The following is a 19,336-nucleotide window of genomic DNA, read 5'->3' as shown; positions in this document are numbered from 1 at the left end:
AACGTTAGTCGGCGGGGCTCGCCGCCGCCTCGAGCCGGACGACCACGCCCTTCGAGGTCGGGCACTGGCTCCCCTCCGCGGTGGAGTCGAGCGGCACCAGCTCGTTGGCCTCGGGGTAGTAGGCCGCCGCGCACCCTCGCGGCTGGTCGTAGCCGACGACCCGGAAGCCGCGGGCCCGGCGCTCCTCCTCGTCCCACTCGCTGACCAGGTCGACCAGGTCGCCCTCGGCATGGCCCAGGGCAGCGAGGTCCTCGGGGTGCACGAAGACCACGCGCCGGCCGCCCTTCACGCCGCGGTAGCGGTCGTCGAGACCGTAGATGGTGGTGTTGAACTGGTCGTGCGACCGCAGGGTCTGCAGCAGCAGGCGTCCCTCCGGGACGGACAGGACCTGCAGCGGGCTGGTCGTGAAGACCGCCTTCTGCTCCGGAGTCGGGAAGGTGCGGGAGTCGCGCGGCGGGTGGGGCATGACGAATCCGCCCGGCTGGTCGACGCGCAGGTCGTAGTCGGTGCAGCCCGGCACCACGCGGGCGATGCGGCGCCGTACCGCCCCGTAGTCGGCACGGAAGTCGGCCCACGGGATCGCGGCGCCCGGCGAGCCGGGCTCGAACAGCGCCTCGGCGAGCGAGCACACGACGTCGACCTCGGAGCGGAGGTGGGGCGAGGCCGGCGTGAGCGGACCGCGCGAGGTGTGGACCGCCGACATCGAGTCCTCGACCGTGACCCGCTGCTCGCGGCCGCCGGTCCGGTCGCGCTCGCTGCGCCCGAGGACGGGCAGGATCAGCGCGGTGCGACCGGGCACGACGTGGGACCGGTTGAGCTTCGTGGAGGCCTGGACCGTGAGGTCGGCGTTGCGCATCGCCTGCTCGGTGACGTGGGTGTCGGGTGCGGCCTTGACGAAGTTGCCGCCCATCGCGACGAACACCTTCGCGCGGCCGTCGCGCAGGGCGCGGATCGACTCGACCGTGTCGAAGCCGTCGTGGCGCGGCGGCGAGAACCCGAACTCCGCCTCCAGCGCGTCAAGGAAGGCCGGCGGCGGCGCGTCCCAGATCCCCATCGTCCGGTCGCCCTGCACGTTGGAGTGACCGCGGACCGGGCACAGCCCGGCCCCCGGCTTGCCGATGTCGCCGCGCAGCAGCGCCAGGTTGGCGATCTCCTTGATCGTCGCGACGGCGTGCCGGTGCTGGGTGATCCCCATCGCCCAGCACCAGACCGTGGCGCTGGAACCCTCCAGGAGCCGCGCCCCCGCCTCGATCTGGTCGCGCGTCAGGCCGGTCGCGTCGTGCACGGTCGGCCAGTCGAGCGAGCGCAGCCCCTCGGCGTACGAGGCGAAGCCGGTGGTGTGCGCCTCGATGAACGCCTCGTCGACCGCGCCCCACTCGAGGAGCAGGGCGCCGAACGCCTGGAACAGCGCGAGGTCGCCGCCGACCTTGACCGGCAGGTGGAGGTCGGCGAGCTCGGTGCCGGGTCCGACGACGCCGCGAGGGCGTTGCGGGTTCTTGAAGCGGGTGAGCCCGGCCTCGCGCAGCGGGTTGATCGCCAGGATCCGGGCGCCGCGATCCTTGGCGGCCTCGAGCGCCGAGAGCATCCGCGGGTGGTTGGTGCCGGGGTTCTGGCCGGCGACGACGATGACGTCGGCGCTCTCGACGTCGTCGAGGCTGACCGAGCCGGTGCCGGCGCCGATCGTCTCCTGCAGCGCGACCGACGTCGACTCGTGGCACATGTTCGAGCAGTCGGGAAGGTTGTTGGTGCCGTAGGCGCGGACCAGGAGCTGGTAGGCGAAAGCGGCCTCGTTGGAGGTGCGCCCCGAGGTGTAGAAGACGGCCTCGTCGGGGCTCGCGAGCCCGCGCAGGTGCTCGGCCACGAGCGCGAACGCCTCGTCCCAGCCGATCGGCCGGTAGTGGGTGTCACCCGGCCTCAGCACGACCGGCTCGGTGATCCGGCCCTGCTGACCGAGCCAGAAGTCGCTGTGCCCCGCCAGCTCCGCGACGGGATGGGCCGCGAAGAAGTCGCGGTCGACCCGGCGGGCCGTCGCCTCCTCGGCCACCGCCTTCACGCCGTTCTCGCAGAACTCGGCGGTGTGCCGGTGCTCGGGGTCGGGGTCCGCCCACGCGCAGCCCGGGCAGTCGTAGCCGTCGGGCTGGTTGAGCTTGAGCAGGCTGCGGGCCGACCGCACCACGCCCATCTGCTCGGCGGCTCGCTTCAGCGCCACCGCGACGGCGTGCGGCCCCGCCACCGCATCGGGCACCGACCCCACCTCGAGGTCGGACTCGTCGTACTCCGTGCGCGGGGCTCCCCGCCGCAACAGGCCCATGCGGCCATCCTTGCCCGCGCCTCCAACCCGACGTGAGAAGGAGCACGTCGCGGGCACTCGACACCGGACCTCCACCCCGGCGTAGCGATCCGTTCACCGGCCCCGGCGAAGGTCGCCACGTGCGCATCGCCCAGCTGGCCAACTTCGTCGGGGCGGCGTCGGGAGGGATGAAGACCGCTCTGGCCGAGCTCGGCCGCGGTTATGTCGATGCCGGCGTCGACCGGATGCTCGTCATCCCCGGCCCCGTCGACTCCGCGGAGACGACCGATCACGGCGAGGTGGTGCAGATCCGGGCGCCGCGGGTCGGGGGCGGCTACCGCCTGATCGTCGAGCCGTGGCGGATCGTCGACACCCTCGAGCGGTTCGCGCCGACCTCGATCGAGTGGAACGACAAGCTGACGCTGCTCCCCGTCGCCTGGTGGGCGCGCCGCGCCGGCGTCCGCTCGATCTGCCTCTCGCACGAGCGGCTCACCGACATGTTCGCGATGCGCAGCGGCAAGCCGACGACGTCGAAGGTCTCGATCGGCGTGGTCAACCGGCTGGTCGTCCGCAGCTTCGACACTCTCGTGGTGACGTCCCGCTACGCGCAGCGCGAGTTCCAGCACCTCGCCGATGCCGCGGGCTGCCCGGTCGAGCGGGTGCCGCTCGGTGTCGACCTCGACGCCTTCCGGCCGCACGCCGGCGAGGCGGTGTCCGACGGAACGCTGCGGCTCACCCACGTCGGACGGCTGTCCCGGGAGAAGTCGCCGCACCTCGCGGTCGCCACCGCCGTCGAGCTCCACCGCCGGGGTGTGCCCGTGCAGATGGACGTGTACGGCGAGGGACCGCACCTCGACGAGCTCGAGGACATCGCCCGCGGCGCACCGGTGACGTTCCACGGCTTCGTCGACGGTCGCGAGGAGCTCAGCCGCCGGATCGCCGCCGCCGACATCGCGCTCTCGGTGTGCCCCGGCGAGACGTTCGGCCTGGCCGTCCTCGAGTCGCTCGCCAGCGGCACCCCGGTCGTCACCGCGTCCCGCGGCGGCGCCCGCGAGCTGGTCGACGGCCGCTGCGGAGCGTGGGGTCAGCCCGACCCGGTCTCGTTGGCCGACGCCGTCCTCGAGCTCGCGGCCCGGCCGGCCGCGGAGCGCCGTACGGCGGCGCGCCTGCGGGCCGAGCAATTCCCGTGGTCACGCACCGTCGAGAGCATGCTCGCGATCCACGCCGGTGACGGCGTCGCGGCCGCGACCGCCTGACCCCGGCCGCACCCACCACGCGGCCCACGCCGCGACCACCAGCGCTGCCAGCAGGTAGGCGTTGCCCACCACGTGCGCGGCCAGGCCCCAGTCGTGCTCACGCTCGGCCCCGTGCGGGAACCACCACCCCGGCGCCGCGACGAACACCGCCGCCCACGCCAGCCCCCACCGCCACGACCGCGCGACCAGGGCCACCCCCACGAGCAGCGCCCACACCCAGTGGTGCGTCCACGAGATCGGCGACGCCACCAGCATCGACAGCCCCGCCAGCCCGGTCCCGAGCACCCGGTCCCCCGAGCGCCACACCCGCGCCGCCACCACCAGCACTCCCACCGCGAGCACCCCGGCGACCGCCACCCACAGCACCCGCGGCGGCTCGCCGTCCAGTAGCCGCGCCAGCGCCCCGTAGACCGACTGGTTCCCCGCGTACGCCGGCCCCCCGACCCGCCCCGGGTCGCTGATCGCCTCGCTCCAGAACACCCACGCCGTCCCCGGCAGCACGACGAACCCCACCGCCACGGTGACCAGGAACGCCCCGACGGCCCGCCCCGCAGCCGTCCGTCGCCCGACGAGCACGAGCATCACCACGAACACCAGCGGAGTCAGCTTGATCCCGGCAGCGAGCCCGACCAACACCCCCGCCCACCGCCGGTCCGGCACCAGCAGGTCCACCACGACCAGCAGCATCAGCAGCAGGTTGACCTGACCGAACGCCAGCGTGAGCCACACAGGCTCCAGCACCACACAAGCAGCAGCAACCCCGACCACCGCGGCCGCTGAGCTGGGCCGGCACGCCCACCCGGGGTCCCGCGACCCGGCGCCCTCCGGGCGATTTCGCGACGACGCGCCGGCGCCCCGACCGAAGAAGCGCGCAACCACCGAGCGCCGCCGCGCGGCGGAGCGACCAAGCCCGGAGGACGCCGGGTCGCGGGGCCCCGGGCCTCGCACGCGCCGGCCCACCTCACCCACCGCAATCCCGACGACAGCGACCAGCGCCCCCACGGACAGCACGGTCCAGAGAGAGGAAGCGACCACACCCGGCAACACGGCCAGCGGCGCCATGAGCAGGGCCGCCACCGGCGGATAGGTGAACGGCAGATCAGTGACCGGGTCCCGCCCGCCGTACAGCGGGAGTCCGTCGAGCGCCGCCCGCCCGCCGTACCGGTACACCTCGAGATCGAGCAACCCTCGCGTCTGGTCGAGCACGACCCCCGCGACCCCGGCAGCCGCGAGCGCCAGCCCGAACGGCCACCACCGAGTCACGACGACACGAGCCAACGCGACGCCGCGATCCGCTCCATCCGCTCCCGCGCCCGGCGGGTCAGCAGCAGCACCGGCACCAGCACCGCGAGCGTCATGCAGCCGAGGACGATCGCCAGGTAGGCGCCGTGCAGCGAGGAGTCGAGCGGCGCGACCAGCCCGAAGATCACCGACAGGGACAGCAGCGACAGCATCGCGATCCGGCCCAGCTTCATCGCCGCGAGGAACGGTGGGAGCACCAGGAAGTACCAGAGGTGCACCACCGGGCAGAGCACCACGAACGCGCCGGCGGTCACCGCCGCGGCGCCCACGCCGGCGGCACGGTCGCCGGTGCGCCACCGGAGTGCGACCCATCCGAGGACGCCGAGGATCCCGAGCATCCCGAGCCCGCGGATGAAGTCGCGGAACACGGCCGGCTCCAGCCCGAGGCCGAGCAGGCCGGCCAGCCAGTCGAGGATCCCGCCGGTCAGCGTCGTGATCGACAGCGGGGTGTTGATCGTGCCGGGGACGGTGAGCGCCTCGATCCAGCCGCTGCCCAGCCCGGTGGCGGCTCCCAGGCCGAAGAGCACCGCGAGCGACACCAGGCCGACGAGCGCGAGCCGCTTGATCCGGTCGAGCAGGGTCGCCGCGACCGGCAGCGTCACCAGGGCGACGGCGATGCAGACCAACCCACCGGGCACCTTGACCGCGGCGGCGAGGCCGCCGAGGGCGGCGCCCCAGACCCAGCCGCGCTCGACCGCCACCACGAGCGCGACGGCCATCAGTCCCACCATCAGCAGGTCGTTGTGGAGTCCGCCCACACCATTGGCGATCATCAGCGGTGAGACCAGCACGATCGCCGACGCGAGAGCCGGGTTGACGCCCGTCCACGCCGCCATCCGCGGCACCGCCCACGCGAGCATCAGCAGGCCGGCGAGCGCCAGCCCGCGGTGGGCGATCGCGAGCATCCACGGGTTGCCCGTCGCGCCGGCGAACAGCTCGCCGAAGACCAGCGGGAGCGGGCCGTACGGCGTAGCGGTGTCGAGCCACATCGGGTCGACCGCCTGCACGATCGGGTCGGGCTCCCAGTGGAAGGGCGCCCAGTCGCCCTGCGGCTTGAGCACCTCCGGGCCGTGCTCGTACGGCGACAGGCCGACCTGCGCGAGCATCCCCTGCGCGGCGTACGACCAGCCGTCGCGGGAGAACAGCGGCGGCGCCAGCACGAGCGGCGCCGACCAGAGCATCGTGGCGAAGCGCACCAGGTCGAGCGCGTCCACGCGGTCCTCGCCCTCGGCGAGCGCCACGTGGCGGCACAGTGCGAGCCAGGCGCTCGCCAGCAGGCCGAGCCCGATCAGCACCACCGTGAGTGCGGACATCCGGCCTGCCTCCGCGCCACGCAGCGCTTCGAGCAGCCCCGAGCGCAGCACCGGCGCCGACGGGGGGAGCACGGAGACGACGAGACCACCGAGCAGCACCAGCACGCTGCCGACGAGGCCACGGACGAGGATCACGTGCGGACGGTAGGGCGGGAGCACGACGCGGAGTTGAACGGCACGGCAACCCGTCGCGACATCCTCCCGAAGGACGAACCTGCTGTGAACGGAGCCGTTTTCTGCCTTCCACGAGGGTCGGGAAGGTCTAGATTGAGCGGCACCCGGGCGGGTCCGCCCGCCCCGTTTTCATGAAGGAGTCCCCTATGTCGGGCAACCAGCCGCCTCCCCCGCCGAACTTCGGCGGCCCGCCCCCGCCGCAGCCTCCGGGCGGCGGCGTACCGCCGCAGCCGCCGGGTGGCGGTGGGTACGGCGGTCCTCCGCAGCCTCCCGGTGGCGGTGGGTACGGCGGTCCTCCCCAGCCTCCCGGTGGTGGCTACGGCGGCGCACCGGTCGGGGGCAGCGCTCCCGACGTGGGCACCGTGGTCAGCTGGTCGTGGGCCAAGTTCCAGGCCAACATGAGCCAGATGATCATCGCCGCGCTGGCGATCTTCATCGGCGCGCTGGTCATCCTCGGGGTCGGGTTCTTCCTCGTGTTCGCCGTGCTCGCCGGCGACGGGCTGGAGTGCGTCGACCGCGACTCGTTCGGCTACTGCACCGAGTACGACACCGGCGGCGCCGGGTTCTTCGTGACGATGCTCGTCATGGCCCTGACCTTCGGGCTGTTCTTCGTCTACGCCCAGGTCGTCGGGTCCGGGATGATCCGCGGGATGCTCGGGGTCACCAACGGGCTGCCGTTCAAGGCCGGCGACGTCTTCAAGTTCCAGAACCTCGGCCCGGTCATCGTGCTCAGCCTCCTGATCGGCGCGGGTGTCGCGATCGGCTCGATCCTCTGCTACGTCCCCGGCCTGATCTTCGGGTTCGCCAGCCAGTACGCGCTGTACTTCCTGATCGACAAGAACCTTTCGCCGGTCGACTCGATCAAGGCCAGCTTCAACCTGGTCAAGGACAACCTGGGCCCGACGATCATCTGGTACCTGGTCAGCCTGCTGATCATCCTGGTCGGCGAGCTCGTCTGCCTGGTCGGCCTGCTGGCCGCCATCCCGGTGGTCCTCCTCGGCACCGCCTACATGTACAAGAGCCTCACCGGCCAGGCCGTCGCCGCCTGACCGAGCAGCTCGCAACACCACGACGGGGCGCCATCCGGATCACCGGTTGGCGCCCCGCTCGTCGTCGGGGACCGTTAGCCTCGCGGGCCATGGGGCTGCTCACGCCGATCGCCGTCAAGCTCGGGTCGTTCTCCTGGATGCCGCGGCTGCTGCCGCAGATCACCTGGATCGACAAGCAGCTGCAGCGGCTGACCCGCGGCCGGGTCGCGCTGGTCGGGCTCGCCGGGCTGCCGAGCCTGATGCTCACGGTGAAGGGCCGGAAGTCCGGCATCGCGCGGTCCACTCCCTTGCTCTGCGTGCCGTACGGCGCCGACTGGCTGATCGCGGGGTCGTCCTTCGGCGCGCCGAAGCCGCCGGTGTGGGCGGCCAACCTGCGGGCCTCCGAGACGGCGCAGATCCGCTACGGCGGCCGCGACCTGACGGTGACCTGGCGGGAGCTGGAGGGCGACGAGCGGGACAGGGCGTGGTCGGCGATGAACGTCATCTGGCCCAACTACCAGCGCTACCAGGACACCACCGATCGGGTGATCCCGGTCTTCCAGCTCTCGAAGATCTGACGTTTCCGCTGGTCGGGAACGATTTCCACTGAGGTCAGGCTGGCCTTACCGTTCCCCTGTGACCGCCCAGCCCGGGGAGTCGGCGCCGCCGCCGACCCAGCGCACGGCACTCGGGTTCGCCGCCGATCTGGACCGCCACGGAGACAGCCCTGCGCTCGTCACCGCCGGCGGCGTCCTGTCGTACGCCGACCTCGCCGACCGGGTCGCGGCGCACCGGGTCGCGCTCGGCACCGAGCAGCGACTGGTCACCCTGCGCCCGCAGCCGTCGGTCGGGTTCGTCGTCGACTACCTCGCCGCGCTGGCCGGCGGGCACGCCGTACTCCTGACCAATGACGAGACCGTCGCCGACGCCTACGCGAGCGAGTCGCCGGCCCTGCATCCCGACCTGCGGCTGCTGCTCAGCACGTCCGGGTCGACCGGGTCGCCCAAGCTGGTGCGACTCTCGGCGACCAACCTGCAGAGCAACGCGGAGGCGATCGCCGCCTACCTGCGGCTCACGTCGGCCGACGTCGGGCTGACCACGCTGCCGCTCGACTACTGCTACGGCCTCAGCGTGCTGCACTCCCACCTCGCCGTAGGAGCGTCCGTGGTGCTCACGGACCGCTCGGTGACCGACCCCGCGCTCTGGAGCACCGCCCGCGAGCACGGCGTCACCAGCTTCGCCGGCGTGCCGTACACGTTCGACCTGCTCGACGCCGCCGGGTGGCCCGAGCTGCCCTCGCTGCGCCTCGTGACCCAGGCGGGCGGTCGGATGGCGCCCGACCGCGTGCGCGAGGTCGCGGCCCGCGGGCGACGCGACGGCTTCGAGCTGTTCGTGATGTACGGCCAGACCGAGGCGACCGCCCGGATGGCGTACCTGCCGCCGCAGCTCGCCGAGGAGCAGGCCGGCGCGATCGGCGTGCCGATCCCCGGAGGGCACCTGCGCGTCGACCCGGTCGAGGGCGCCGAGCCCGGCGTCGGCGAGCTCGTCTACACCGGCCCCAACGTGATGATGGGCTACGCGCACTCCGTCGCCGACCTGGCGCGCGGACCCGAGCTGGTCGAGCTCCGCACCGGCGACCTGGCGCGCGTCAACGACGCCGGCCTGTTCGAGATCGCCGGCCGCAAGAGCCGGTTCGCGAAGATCTTCGGCCAGCGCATCGACCTCGACCGGGTCGAGGCGCTGCTGGCGCTCGACCACCTGACGGTCGCCTGCGCCGGGGCCGAGGAGCTGGAGCAGCTGGTGGTCGCCGTGTGCGGCCCTGCTGCACCCGACCTGATCGCCGATCGCGTGCACGCGGCCTGCGGCCTGCCCCCTCGCGCCGTCCGGGTGGTGCCGGTCGACGACCTCCCCCGCCTGCCCAACGGCAAGGTCGACCAGCGCGCGGTCGCCTCGCTCGCCGCCACGGCGCCGCCCGGCAGCGTCGCGGCCGCGACCCCGCTCGACTCCCTCGTCGCGCTCTACCGCGACGTCCTCGGCAACGACCTCGTCGCCCCCCACGAGTCGTTCGTGACTCTCGGAGGCGACTCGCTGTCCTACGTCGAGCTGTCCCTCGAGCTCGAGTCACGTCTCCGCTCGGTGCCCGACGACTGGCCGACCCGCACGATCGGCGAGCTCGCCCTGCTGGCGACCGACCGGCGGCACCGCTTCTGGGCGAAGGTCGAGACCGGTATCTGGCTGCGGGCGGTCGCGATCGTCCTGATCGTCGGCACCCACACCAACCTGTTCCACATCGCCGGGGGCGCGCATGTGCTGCTCGCGGTCGTCGGCGCCAACTTCGCCCGCTTCCTCCTCGGCGGGGACGACACCGCTGCGCGCCGCCGCCGGGTGCTGCGCGGCGCGGCCCGGATCGCCGTACCCGCCGCCGCGTGGACGCTCGCGGTCTGGGTGACCGTCGGCGACTACGGGTGGCGCAACGTGCTGCTCGTCAACCAAATCCTCGGCGGGTCGCGGTGGGCCGAGCCGGCCTGGCACTTCTGGTTCATCGAGGTCGTCCTCCACCTGCTGCTCGTCTTCGGGCTGCTGCTCTCGGTGCCGCGCGTGCTCGCCCTCGACCGACGGCACCCCTTCTGGTTCCCCTTCGCCCTGCTGGTCGCGTCGCTGGTGCCGCGGTACGTCGCCGAGCTGGCCGCGCGCGACCTGATCCACACGTCCTCCTTCGTCGCCTGGCTGTTCCTCGCGGGCTGGGTGTCGGTGCGCACGACCACGACGGCGCAGCGCTGGCTGTTGTCGGCGGCCGTGCTGGCGGCACTGCCGGGGTTCTTCGGGAGCGAGGCGCGCACCGTCGCGGTCGCTGTCGGGCTGCTGCTCGTCGTGTGGGTGCGCTCGGTGCCGTGGCCGCGGGCGGCCGTCGCGCCCCTGGGCGTGCTGGCGTCCAGCACCCTCGCGATCTACCTCACCCACTGGCAGGTCTACCCCTACCTCGAGCACCGCTGGCCGCTCGGCGGCCTGCTGGCCTCGCTCGCGCTCGGCGTCGCCGTCTGGTGGCTCGCCGGCCTCGTCTCGTTCGCCGCCCGCCGCGAGTGGCAGCGGCTCCGCGTCCCCCACCTCCGCACCATCCGACAGAAGGAAGCCTGATGCGCATCACCCGTCCCCTGCTCGGCCTCACCGGCCTGGCGCTCGTGTCGCCGCTCCTCGCCGCGTGCGGCGGCGACGCCGACCTGGTCATCTACTCCGGGCGCAACGAGGAGCTCGTCGGCGGCATCATCGAGGAGTTCGAGGAGCAGGAGGGCATCGAGGTCGAGGTGCGGTACGGCGACACCGCCGAGCTCGCGGCGCAGGTCGCCGAGGAGGGCGACTCCTCCCCTGCCGACGTGTTCTTCTCCCAGGACGCCGGCGCGCTCGGTCTGCTCTCCGAGGAGGGACTGCTCACCGACCTCTCCGAGGACGACCTGGGCCGGGTGCCCGAGGTCTACGCGTCGACCGAGGGCGACTGGGTCGGCGTGACCGGCCGCGTGCGCGTCATCGCCTACGACCCCGACCAGGTCGAGGAGTCCGAGCTGCCCGACGACGTCGCGGCGTTCACCGAGCCCGAGTGGCGCGGCCGGGTCGCGATCGCCCCTACCAACGCGTCGTTCCAGACGTTCATCACCGCGATGCGCGTCAACGACGGCGAGGAGGCCGCCCGCGCGTTCCTCGAGGGCCTGATCGCCAACGACGTGGAGATCTACGAGCACAACCTGGCGATCCTCGACGCCCTCGAGGCCGGCGAGGTCGAGGTCGGCCTGATCAACCACTACTACCTGCACGAGAAGAAGATCGAGCTCGGTGAGGAGAACGTCCGCACGCAGCTGAAGTTCCTCCCGCCCGGCACCGCCGGTGCTCTCGTCAACGTCGCCGGCGTGGGTGTCCTCGAGGGCGGCTCCGACAACGAGCACGCCGACGCGTTCGTCGAGTACCTCCTCTCCGACGAGACCCAGGCGGAGTTCGTGGAGGTGACCGGCGAGTACCCGCTGGTCGACGGCGTCGAGCCCCCGGCCGACGTCCCGCCGCTGGAGGAGCTGGGCGGCGGCACCGGCATCGACCTCGGCGAGCTGTCCTCGCTCGACGAGACCGTCGACCTGCTGACCGAGGTCGGTCTCATCTGAGCACCCTCGCCGCCCATCGACCGGACCGCCCGCCCCGCCTCCTCGTCGCGGTTGCGCTGCTCTGCGCGGCCGCGGCGGCGTGCCCGATCGCCTACCTGGCGATCCGCACGGCGCAGGCGGGTTGGTCCGACGTACGCCCGCTGCTGCTGCGCGACCGGACCCTCGAGCTGGGGCTCAACTCGCTCGCGCTGTGCGGGTCGGTCGCGCTCGGCTCGCTCGTCATCGGCATCCCGACCGCGTGGCTGGTCACCCGGGCGCGGCTGCCGTGGGCAGGTTTCTGGCGGGTGGTAGCGGCGCTTCCCCTCGCGATGCCGTCGTACGTCGCCGCGTACGCCTGGCTCACGTTCGTGCCCGGCCTGCACGGCTACTGGGGCACCGTGCTCGTGCTGACGCTGGTCTCGGCGCCGTACGTGACACTGCCCGTCGCCGCCGTGCTGCGCCGCGCCGACACCGACGTCGAGGACGTCGCCCGCACCCTCGGCATGGGCCCCACGCGCGCGGCGGTCGCCACGCTGCTCCCTCAGGTGCTGCCCGCCGCGACCGCGGGCGCGCTGCTCGCGGCCCTCTACGCGCTCTCCGACTTCGGCGCCCCGGCGCTGATGCGGCACCAGGTCTTCACCTACGGCATCCAGCACGCCTACAAGATCGGCTTCGACCGCACCCTCGCCGCCGTGATGGCTCTGGTGCTCGCGGCGATGGCGCTCGCGGTCGTGCTCGGCGAGCGGCTGTTCCGCGGCCGCGCCGAGCGGCGCGGTGCCTCGGGCTCCGGCGGCGTCCCCGCGCCCCCGCGCAGTCTCGGTCGCGGCCTGCCCGTCGCGCTGGCGCTGCTCGGCATCGTCGCCGTGGCGACCCTCGGCGTGCCCGCCGCCGCACTCGCGGTCCAATCGGCGGAGTCGCTCTCCACCGGTGTCGTCTGGGACGAGCTGGGCGGCGCGGCCGCGCAGACGGTCGCCCTCTCTGCGGCCGGCGCCGCGCTCACGGTCCTGCTCGCGCTACCGATCGGGATCCTCGCGGGCCGCTTCCGCGGCCGGGTCGCGGCATCGATCGAGTCGGCGTCCTACCTCGGCAACGCGATCCCGGGCATCGTCGTCGGCCTCGCGCTGGTGTTCCTGACCATCAACCTGCTGCCCGGGCTCTACCAGACCTCGGTGGCGCTCGCTGCGGCGTACGCCGTGATGTTCCTGCCGAAGGCCGTGGGCGCCGTGCGCACCGGCGTGCAGCAGGTGCCGCGCGACGTCGAGGAGGCGGCGCGGGTGCTGGGCCGCGGCCCGGTCCGGGTCTGGGCGACGGTCACCGCCCGGATCGCCTCCCCGGGGATCGCCGCCGGCGCGCTGTTGGTCATGCTGACCGCCATGAAGGAGCTGCCCGCCACGCTGATGCTGCGGCCGATCGGCGTCGAGACCCTGGCGACCGAGCTGTGGTCGAAGAGCGCCGTCGGGTCGTACGGCGCAGCCGCGCCCTACGCGGTCTCGCTGGTGCTCGTCGCCGCGCTGCCGGCGTACCTCCTGTCGCGCCCGGGCACCGAGCGGGGAGCAGCCTCGTGAGCGCGGTGGAGGTGCGCAACCTGGTGGCCGCCTACGACACCGCCCCGGTGCTGCACGGGGTGTCGCTCACCGTCGAGCCGGGTGCTGTGGCCGCGGTGCTCGGGCCGAGTGGCTCCGGGAAGTCGACGCTGCTGCGGGTCCTGGCCGGGCTCCACCGGCCGGTCTCCGGGTCGGTCACGATCGGCGACCGGCTCGTCGACGACGCCGCGGCGACGTTCGTGCCGCCCGAGCGGCGCGGCATCGGGCTGGTCCCGCAGACGGGCGCCCTGTTCCCGCACCTGACCGTCGCCGGCAACGTCGGTTTCGGGTTGCGCGACAGCGGAGGCGGGGCCAGCCGGCCCGACCGGGCCGCGCGCCGGCAGCGGGTCGCCGACCTGCTCGAGCTCACCGGCCTCGCCGAGCTGGCCCGGAGGATGCCGCACCAGCTCTCCGGTGGCCAGCGGCAGCGGGTGGCGCTCGCCCGCGCCCTCGCGCCCGACCCGCATCTCGTGCTGCTCGACGAGCCGTTCACCGCGCTCGACGCCGGGCTCCGGGTGAGCCTCCGCGCGGAGGTGCTGCGGATCCTGCGCGCGGCCGGGGCGACCGCCCTCCTCGTCACCCACGACCAGGCGGAGGCGATGTCCATGGCGTCGACCGTCGCGCTGATCCGCGACGGCCGGATCGAGCAGGCCGGCACGCCGGTCGAGGTGTACGCCGCGCCCGCGACCCCGTGGGTCGGCACGTTCCTCGGCGAGTCGACCCTGGTGCCCGCCACCTCCGACGGCTCGACCGCGACCTGCGCGCTCGGGATCCTGCGGCATGACGCCGCCGCTGCCGGGCCGGTGCGACTGCTCGTGCGGCCGGAGCAGGTCGCCCTCGACGGGTCCGGCGTCACCGGCACCGTGGTCGCCGTCGACTTCCAGGGCCACGACGCGCTGGTCACGGTGCAGGTCAGCGACATCCCGGTGCGGGCCCGGGTGCCGGCGACCGCGCTGCCGGCGGTCGGCGCGGAGGTCGCGGTCGCCGTACGCGGCGAGGTGCGGGCGTTCGCCTGAGCGGCCTGGGTCCGCTCGAGAGCCGCGGGGTCCCGCCGGCGTGCTACACCACCGGCTCGGGCTCGTCGACCTCCGCCAGCAGCTCCCGCAGCCGCTCCCGGCCGCGGAAGGCGTGGGTCTTCACCGAGCCCTCGGAGATCCCCAGCTCAGCGGCCGTCTCGGCGACCGAGAGCTCCAGCCAGTAGCGCAGCACCACGCAGTGACGCTGCTGCACGGTCAGCTGGTCGAGGGCGGCGAAGAGCACGTCGCGCTGCTCGGAGTCATGCCGTCGGGCGGCCGCGGTGTGCTCGACGCCCTCGAGACCGGAGACCTCGTGCCGGCGCCACGCCCGCCGGTGCTCGTCGATGCTGGCCCGCACCAGGATCTGCCGCACGTAGGCGTCCGGGGTCGCCCACCGGTCGCGGCGCGGCCAGGCGACGTACAGCTTGACCAGGGCGTTCTGGAGGAGGTCCTCGGCCCGGTGCCAATCGCCGCACAGGGCGTAGGCCACGCGCCGCAGGTGGTCCTGGCGCGCGGCGACGTAGTCGGTGTAGGCCGCCTCGTCGCGGGACCTCACCGGTCGCCCTCCGCGGCTACCTCGGCCTCGAGGAGCGCGTTGACGTGCGCGACGACGCCCTCCACCGTCCGGTCCTCCAGCACGGTCGGCTCGACCCGGTAGAACGCCGCGTGCTCGCGGTGGTCGGGTGAGTACTGGCCGACGAGGAACCAGGTCACGCCGTCGAGGCGCACCTCGGCCGCGACCGTCCGCTCGGCCGGGCCGGCGAACTCGGGCCCGATCTCGGGGTCCTCGAGCTGGGCGACGATCTCGAGCGCCGGATCGGTCGACACCAGCCGGCCGTCGTCGCCGACGGCGAGCTGGTCGTTGAAGGCTCCGCTCCCGGCGACCAGGCCGGCGTTCTCCGCCCACAGCGCGAGCGTCGTGTAGTACTCGCCGGACGGGTCGGACTGACTGGTCACGCCGCGTCGGTCGTCGGCGAGGTAGAACAGCGTGCCCTGGACACCCGGCACCGCGGCCTCGAACGCGATCGAGTTGATCTCGCCCAGGGGGTCGCTGATGGTCCGGACGAACCGGGTGCCCGGCGGCACGACGATCTCGTGGTCAGGGTTGACCTCGATCTCCTTCGCGTCCGGGTCCTCCACGACCGGCCAGTCGGTGTCGTTCGGCGCACCGACGACGGAGGCGTACGGCGCCTCCACGACCGTCGGCGGCTCCGGCTCGATCAGCTGCCAGCCGACGGTGCCGACCACCGCGGCCGCGGCGATCCCACCGGCGACGCCGGCCGCGCGGCGCCGCCGTACCGTCGCCCGCCCGGCGCGCAGCCGGTCGTCGATCGATCGGTGCGGTGAGCGGGCCTCCGGCGTGTCGTCGAAGGCGACCTCGAAGCGGTCCCTCAGGTCCATGGTGTCCATCCTCCTCGCTGACCGGCACACCGTGTGCCGTTACCAGTCGAGACGGACCTCCGGCCTGCGGCGTTGACGAGGGGCCCGACTAGCATCGAGATCCTCATGGGCGCACATCACGGGCGGCATGCCGCGCAGGAGAGTCGGCGGATGCGCCGCATCGCACTGGCGGTCATCGCACCCGTCGCGGTGCTGACCCTCGTCGCGATGATCTGGATGTGGCCCGACGACGTCGCGCCACCGGAGAGCGGCGAGGCCGTCGAGCAGGTCGAGGGCGAGGTCACGGCGATCGCCGAGGAGGCCTGCCCCGACCCGCCCGAGGACGCTCCGCAGGACGCCGTCGACCGCGCCGCCTCCGCCCGCTGCGGCACGGCCACCGTGCGGCTCACCAGCGGCAAGGACCGGGGCACCGAGATCGAGACCGCGCTGCCGAGCGGCCCCGGCTCCTCGGAGGTCGAGGAGGGCGACGGGGTCCTGCTCATCGAGTCGAGCACCCCCGAGGGCGAGGTCTACTCCATCGTCGACCACCAGCGCAGCACCGAGCTGTGGCTCCTCGCGGCGGCGTTCGCGCTGGCGGTGGTCGCGTTCGGCCGGCTGCGCGGGCTCAGCGCGCTGGCGGGGCTCGCCGTGACGTTCACCGTCCTCATCTTCTTCGTCGTGCCGGCCATCCTCCACGGCGAGCCGCCTCTGCTCGTCGCGATCGTCGGCTCCGCGGCGGTGATGCTCACCGTCCTGTACCTGACCCACGGCTTCAGCCTGTCCACGACCGTCGCCGTGCTCGGCACCCTCGCGAGCCTCGCCCTCACCGGCGGCCTCGCCGCCCTGACCGTGGGTGCGATGCACCTGAGCGGGGTCGCGGACGACCTGTCGACGTTCCTGAGCAGCACCCAGACCCTGAACATGCAGGGTCTGCTGCTGGCCGGGATCGTGATCGGCTCGCTCGGCGTGCTCGACGACGTGACGGTCACCCAGTCCGCGACCGTCAGCGAGCTGGCGCGCGCCGACCCGTCGTACGGCATCCGCGACCTCTACCGCGCCGGGATGCGGGTCGGGCGGTCCCACATCGCGTCGGTGATCAACACGATCGTCCTCGCGTACGCCGGCTCGGCACTCCCGCTGCTGATCCTGATCGTCGCCAACAGAGACCCGATCGGGGAGGTCGTCACCGACCAGGTCATCGCCCAGGAGCTGGTCCGCAGCGCGGTCGCGACGCTCGGCCTGATCGCCGCCGTCCCGATCACCACCCTGCTCGCCGCCTACGCGGCTCGCGAGCAGCGGTCGGCCATGCCCTAGGCTTCCTCCCATGGAAGACCGCGCGCTGATCACAGCGTTCGACCACGAGACCCGCACCCTCTACGTCAGCGGCTCGGTCGACGAGCTGTCAGGCGTGCACCTGCGTGACGACATCACCAAGTACTCCGCCGACCACACCGAGGACCTGACCGTCGACCTGGTCGACGTCGACCTGCTGCCGAGCGTCGGCGTCGGCGTGCTCGCGGTCGCGATCCGCCAGGCGGAGAGCAACGGCGCCACGATCGAGCTGGTCGCGCGCAAGGAGACGATCGTCCAGCGCGTGCTCACCATCTGCGGGATGCCGTTCCGCGAGCGCTGAGCCGGTCACTGGCCGACCCGCCCGGTCACTCCCCGGGCGGCACCTGCGCCAGCAGCAGCGCCACGTCGTCGGCGGCGCCGTCCGGCAGCATGTCCGCCACCAGCGCGTCGGTCAGCTCGGCAAGCGGGAGGTCGCGAGCGGCGAGCAGGCCGCCGAGCGCGGTGATGCCCTCCTCGAGGTCCTGGCCGCGCCGCTCCACGAGGCCGTCGGTGTAGAGCAGCACCCGGTCGCCCGGAGCCAGCGCGAGGACACTCGGCTCCGGGAACGGGCGGTTCAGGCCGAGCGGAGGGTGCGTCTCGCCCTGGACCCTCTCGACCATGCCGTCCCGGGTGACGCGCAGCGGGGGTACATGGCCGGCGTTGACGATGCTCACGGCCCGCTCGTCGGGAGCGAACTCCGCGTAGACGCAGGTGACGATCTGGTCGGGGAACATGTCGCAGACCAGATCGTCGACCGACTCCATCAGCCGACGCGGCGGCATGCCCAGCCGGGCGTACGCGCGGACCGCTGTGCGCAGCTGGCCCATCACGGCGGCGGCGTGGACCCCATGACCCATCACGTCACCCATCACCAGCGCGGTGCGCCCGCCGGAGAGGTCGATGACGTCGTACCAGTCTCCCCCGACCTCGGTGCCCTCCTGGCCGGGACGGTAGAACGTGGCCACCTCGAGGTGGTCGAGGTCGTACGTCGACGCGGGTAGCAGGCTGGCCTGGAGCTCGGCCGCGATCTGGTGCTCGCGGGCGGCGACCTCCGCCGTGGCGTGGGCGAGGGCGATGGCCTCCTCGGCACGGCGCCGCTCGCTGATGTCCTGCAAGGAGCCCTGGGCGACGACCCCGCCGTCGGGCCCGGCCTCGAGCACCCCGCGGACGCTGGCATGGAAGGCCGAGCCGTCGGCGCGCAGGACCCGCGCCTCGAACGCGATCTGGTCGCCCGGCGCCGCCTCATCGAGCACCGCGGCGACGAACTCGGCGTCGTCGGGGTGCGCGACGAGGGACAGGAACCCGGGGTAGCCGGCGGTCTTGGCCCACTCGTCGTCGCGATCGAGGATGCGCAGGAACTCCGAGGACACCTCCAGCCGCCGCTCCGCCAGGTCGTACGACCAGCTCCCGACCCGCGCCATCCGCTGCGCCTGGTCGAGCAGGCGGCGGCTGCGCTCGAGCTCGGTGCGGATCTGGTTGCTGCGGTCGAGCTCGGCGAGCCGCTCGGCCCGGTCGCGCTCGTAGTCGTAGGCGCGCGCGTCGGTGATCGCCGCGCCGACGTGGCCGCCGACCAGCCGCAGGAAGTCGACGTAGCTCTCGTCGTAGGGACGCATCGGGTTGAGGCCGAGCACCAGGAACCCGTACGACGCCTCGTGCGCGCCAGGGATCGGGACGACCGCGGCGCTCTCGGGCGGGACTCCCCACGGGGTGTCCGGGAGCGGGAACAGCTCGCGGATCCCCTCGACGAGGACGGGCGCGTCACTCTCTCCCGGCCACGGCCAGGGTCCCTCCCCGGCGACCAGCCGCACCGGGGCGGCCGGGTGGCCGGCCGGCAGACCACCCGAGGCGGCGAGGCGTGCGCCCCCGGCGTCGTGGAGGTAGAGGAGGTGGAACGGCAGCGACCTCGTCGCCTGGCCGAGCACCTTGGACGCGGTCGCGAGGGTCTCCTCCTCGGTCAGCTTGTCGGCCAGCGCCACCCCGAGGTCGCGCAGCACCGACATCCGGCGCTTGCCGACGACCTCCTCAGTGGTCTCGGAGACGATGCACAGCAGGCCGCCCACCGTGCCGTCGTCGTCGATCAGCGGGCTGTAGGAGAACGTGTGGTAGGTCTCCTCCCGGTAGCCGTTGCGCTCGACGAAGAGCTGCAGGTCCTCCTCCCAGACCGATCCGCCCTCGAGCACCTGCTCGACGAGCGGCGTCACCTCGGGCCACACCTCCGGCCAGACCTCCGCCGCGGGCCGGCCCAGCGCCCACGGGTACTTCGCGCCCAGCGTGTCGCGCCGGTAGGCGTCGTTGCAGAGGAAGGTGAGCTCCGGGCCCCAGCCGATCCAGATCGCGAAGCGCGACGACAGCATGATCCCGACGACGCTGCGCAGGCTCTGCGGCCAGTCGTCGGGGTCACCGAGCGGCGTCGCCGACCACTCGACCGCGGCGAGCCGCTGGCCGATCTCCCCGTGACGGAGGAACAACTCGCGCAAATGGGTCTCCCGAACTCGCGTGGCCTGACGGTCCCCCGTCTCGAGACCGTGACCGATTCTA

The 19,336-nt window shown here is 73.3% G+C and carries 15 protein-coding genes; 9 read left to right on the top strand and 6 right to left on the bottom strand.

Features of this window, described 5'->3' with window-relative positions:
* Window positions 1-4: 4 nt before the first annotated feature.
* Window positions 5-2,311: an FdhF/YdeP family oxidoreductase gene (locus HNR19_RS01990; RefSeq protein ID WP_179666313.1), complete on the bottom strand. Its 2,307-nt coding sequence runs from the start codon at window positions 2,309-2,311 to the stop codon at window positions 5-7.
* 119 nt (window positions 2,312-2,430) lie between these two features.
* Here HNR19_RS01990 and HNR19_RS01985 point away from each other — a divergent pair, with 119 nt between their 5' ends.
* Window positions 2,431-3,546, top strand: coding sequence for a glycosyltransferase (locus tag HNR19_RS01985; protein WP_179666312.1), 1,116 nt, complete (start codon window positions 2,431-2,433; stop codon window positions 3,544-3,546).
* On the opposite strand, the gene HNR19_RS01980 is transcribed toward HNR19_RS01985, so the two are convergent.
* On the bottom strand, window positions 3,481-4,809 hold the full coding sequence (locus HNR19_RS01980; protein ID WP_179666311.1) for a glycosyltransferase 87 family protein: 1,329 nt from the start codon (window positions 4,807-4,809) through the stop codon (window positions 3,481-3,483). The two genes, HNR19_RS01985 and HNR19_RS01980, sit on opposite strands and share 66 nt — an antisense overlap.
* Window positions 4,806-6,296 carry a polyprenol phosphomannose-dependent alpha 1,6 mannosyltransferase MptB gene (mptB, locus tag HNR19_RS01975; RefSeq protein ID WP_179666310.1) on the bottom strand — a complete coding sequence of 497 codons (1,491 nt, stop codon included), beginning with the start codon at window positions 6,294-6,296 and terminating at the stop codon, window positions 4,806-4,808. The genes HNR19_RS01980 and mptB overlap by 4 nt, the downstream gene beginning before the upstream one ends.
* Before the next feature lie 185 nt (window positions 6,297-6,481).
* On the opposite strand from mptB, the gene HNR19_RS01970 reads away from it, so the two are divergent.
* From HNR19_RS01970 to HNR19_RS01945, 6 genes are all read left to right on the top strand, one after another.
* A complete protein-coding gene (locus HNR19_RS01970) occupies window positions 6,482-7,384 on the top strand; it encodes a DUF2189 domain-containing protein (protein ID WP_179666309.1) in 903 nt (300 codons plus the stop codon).
* A gap of 89 nt (window positions 7,385-7,473) precedes the next feature.
* On the top strand, window positions 7,474-7,941 hold the full coding sequence (locus tag HNR19_RS01965) for a nitroreductase family deazaflavin-dependent oxidoreductase (RefSeq protein WP_179666308.1): 468 nt from the start codon (window positions 7,474-7,476) through the stop codon (window positions 7,939-7,941).
* Between the two features lie 58 nt (window positions 7,942-7,999).
* Window positions 8,000-10,498: an AMP-binding protein gene (locus HNR19_RS01960; protein ID WP_179666307.1), complete on the top strand. Its 2,499-nt coding sequence runs from the start codon at window positions 8,000-8,002 to the stop codon at window positions 10,496-10,498.
* Window positions 10,498-11,508 carry an extracellular solute-binding protein gene (locus HNR19_RS01955; RefSeq protein WP_179666306.1) on the top strand — a complete coding sequence of 337 codons (1,011 nt, stop codon included), beginning with the start codon at window positions 10,498-10,500 and terminating at the stop codon, window positions 11,506-11,508. Before HNR19_RS01960 ends, HNR19_RS01955 begins: the two co-directional genes overlap by 1 nt.
* Window positions 11,505-13,052, top strand: coding sequence for an ABC transporter permease (locus tag HNR19_RS01950; protein WP_343047333.1), 1,548 nt, complete (start codon window positions 11,505-11,507; stop codon window positions 13,050-13,052). The genes HNR19_RS01955 and HNR19_RS01950 overlap by 4 nt, the downstream gene beginning before the upstream one ends.
* A complete protein-coding gene (locus HNR19_RS01945; protein ID WP_179666305.1) occupies window positions 13,049-14,086 on the top strand; it encodes an ATP-binding cassette domain-containing protein in 1,038 nt (345 codons plus the stop codon). The genes HNR19_RS01950 and HNR19_RS01945 overlap by 4 nt, the downstream gene beginning before the upstream one ends.
* Before the next feature lie 43 nt (window positions 14,087-14,129).
* On the opposite strand, the gene HNR19_RS01940 is transcribed toward HNR19_RS01945, so the two are convergent.
* On the bottom strand, window positions 14,130-14,642 hold the full coding sequence (locus tag HNR19_RS01940; RefSeq protein WP_179666304.1) for a SigE family RNA polymerase sigma factor: 513 nt from the start codon (window positions 14,640-14,642) through the stop codon (window positions 14,130-14,132).
* Complete coding sequence (locus HNR19_RS22470; RefSeq protein ID WP_179666303.1) at window positions 14,639-15,487, bottom strand: hypothetical protein; 849 nt, start codon at window positions 15,485-15,487, stop codon at window positions 14,639-14,641. Before HNR19_RS22470 ends, HNR19_RS01940 begins: the two co-directional genes overlap by 4 nt.
* A 150-nt stretch (window positions 15,488-15,637) precedes the next feature.
* On the opposite strand from HNR19_RS22470, the gene HNR19_RS01930 reads away from it, so the two are divergent.
* Complete coding sequence (locus tag HNR19_RS01930; protein WP_179666302.1) at window positions 15,638-16,780, top strand: YibE/F family protein; 1,143 nt, start codon at window positions 15,638-15,640, stop codon at window positions 16,778-16,780.
* A 10-nt stretch (window positions 16,781-16,790) separates the two neighbouring features.
* Entirely contained in the window at window positions 16,791-17,099 is a 309-nt protein-coding gene (locus tag HNR19_RS01925; RefSeq protein ID WP_179666301.1) for an STAS domain-containing protein, read from the top strand.
* A 25-nt stretch (window positions 17,100-17,124) separates the two neighbouring features.
* On the opposite strand, the gene HNR19_RS01920 is transcribed toward HNR19_RS01925, so the two are convergent.
* On the bottom strand, window positions 17,125-19,275 hold the full coding sequence (locus HNR19_RS01920; protein ID WP_179666300.1) for a SpoIIE family protein phosphatase: 2,151 nt from the start codon (window positions 19,273-19,275) through the stop codon (window positions 17,125-17,127).
* Window positions 19,276-19,336 lie beyond the last annotated feature (61 nt).

The sequence above is a fragment of the Nocardioides thalensis genome, assembly GCF_013410655.1.
Classification (GTDB): domain Bacteria; phylum Actinomycetota; class Actinomycetes; order Propionibacteriales; family Nocardioidaceae; genus Nocardioides; species Nocardioides thalensis.
The sequence above is the reverse complement of the archived record's forward strand: the minus strand, read 5'-3'. Positions and strand labels throughout refer to the sequence as shown.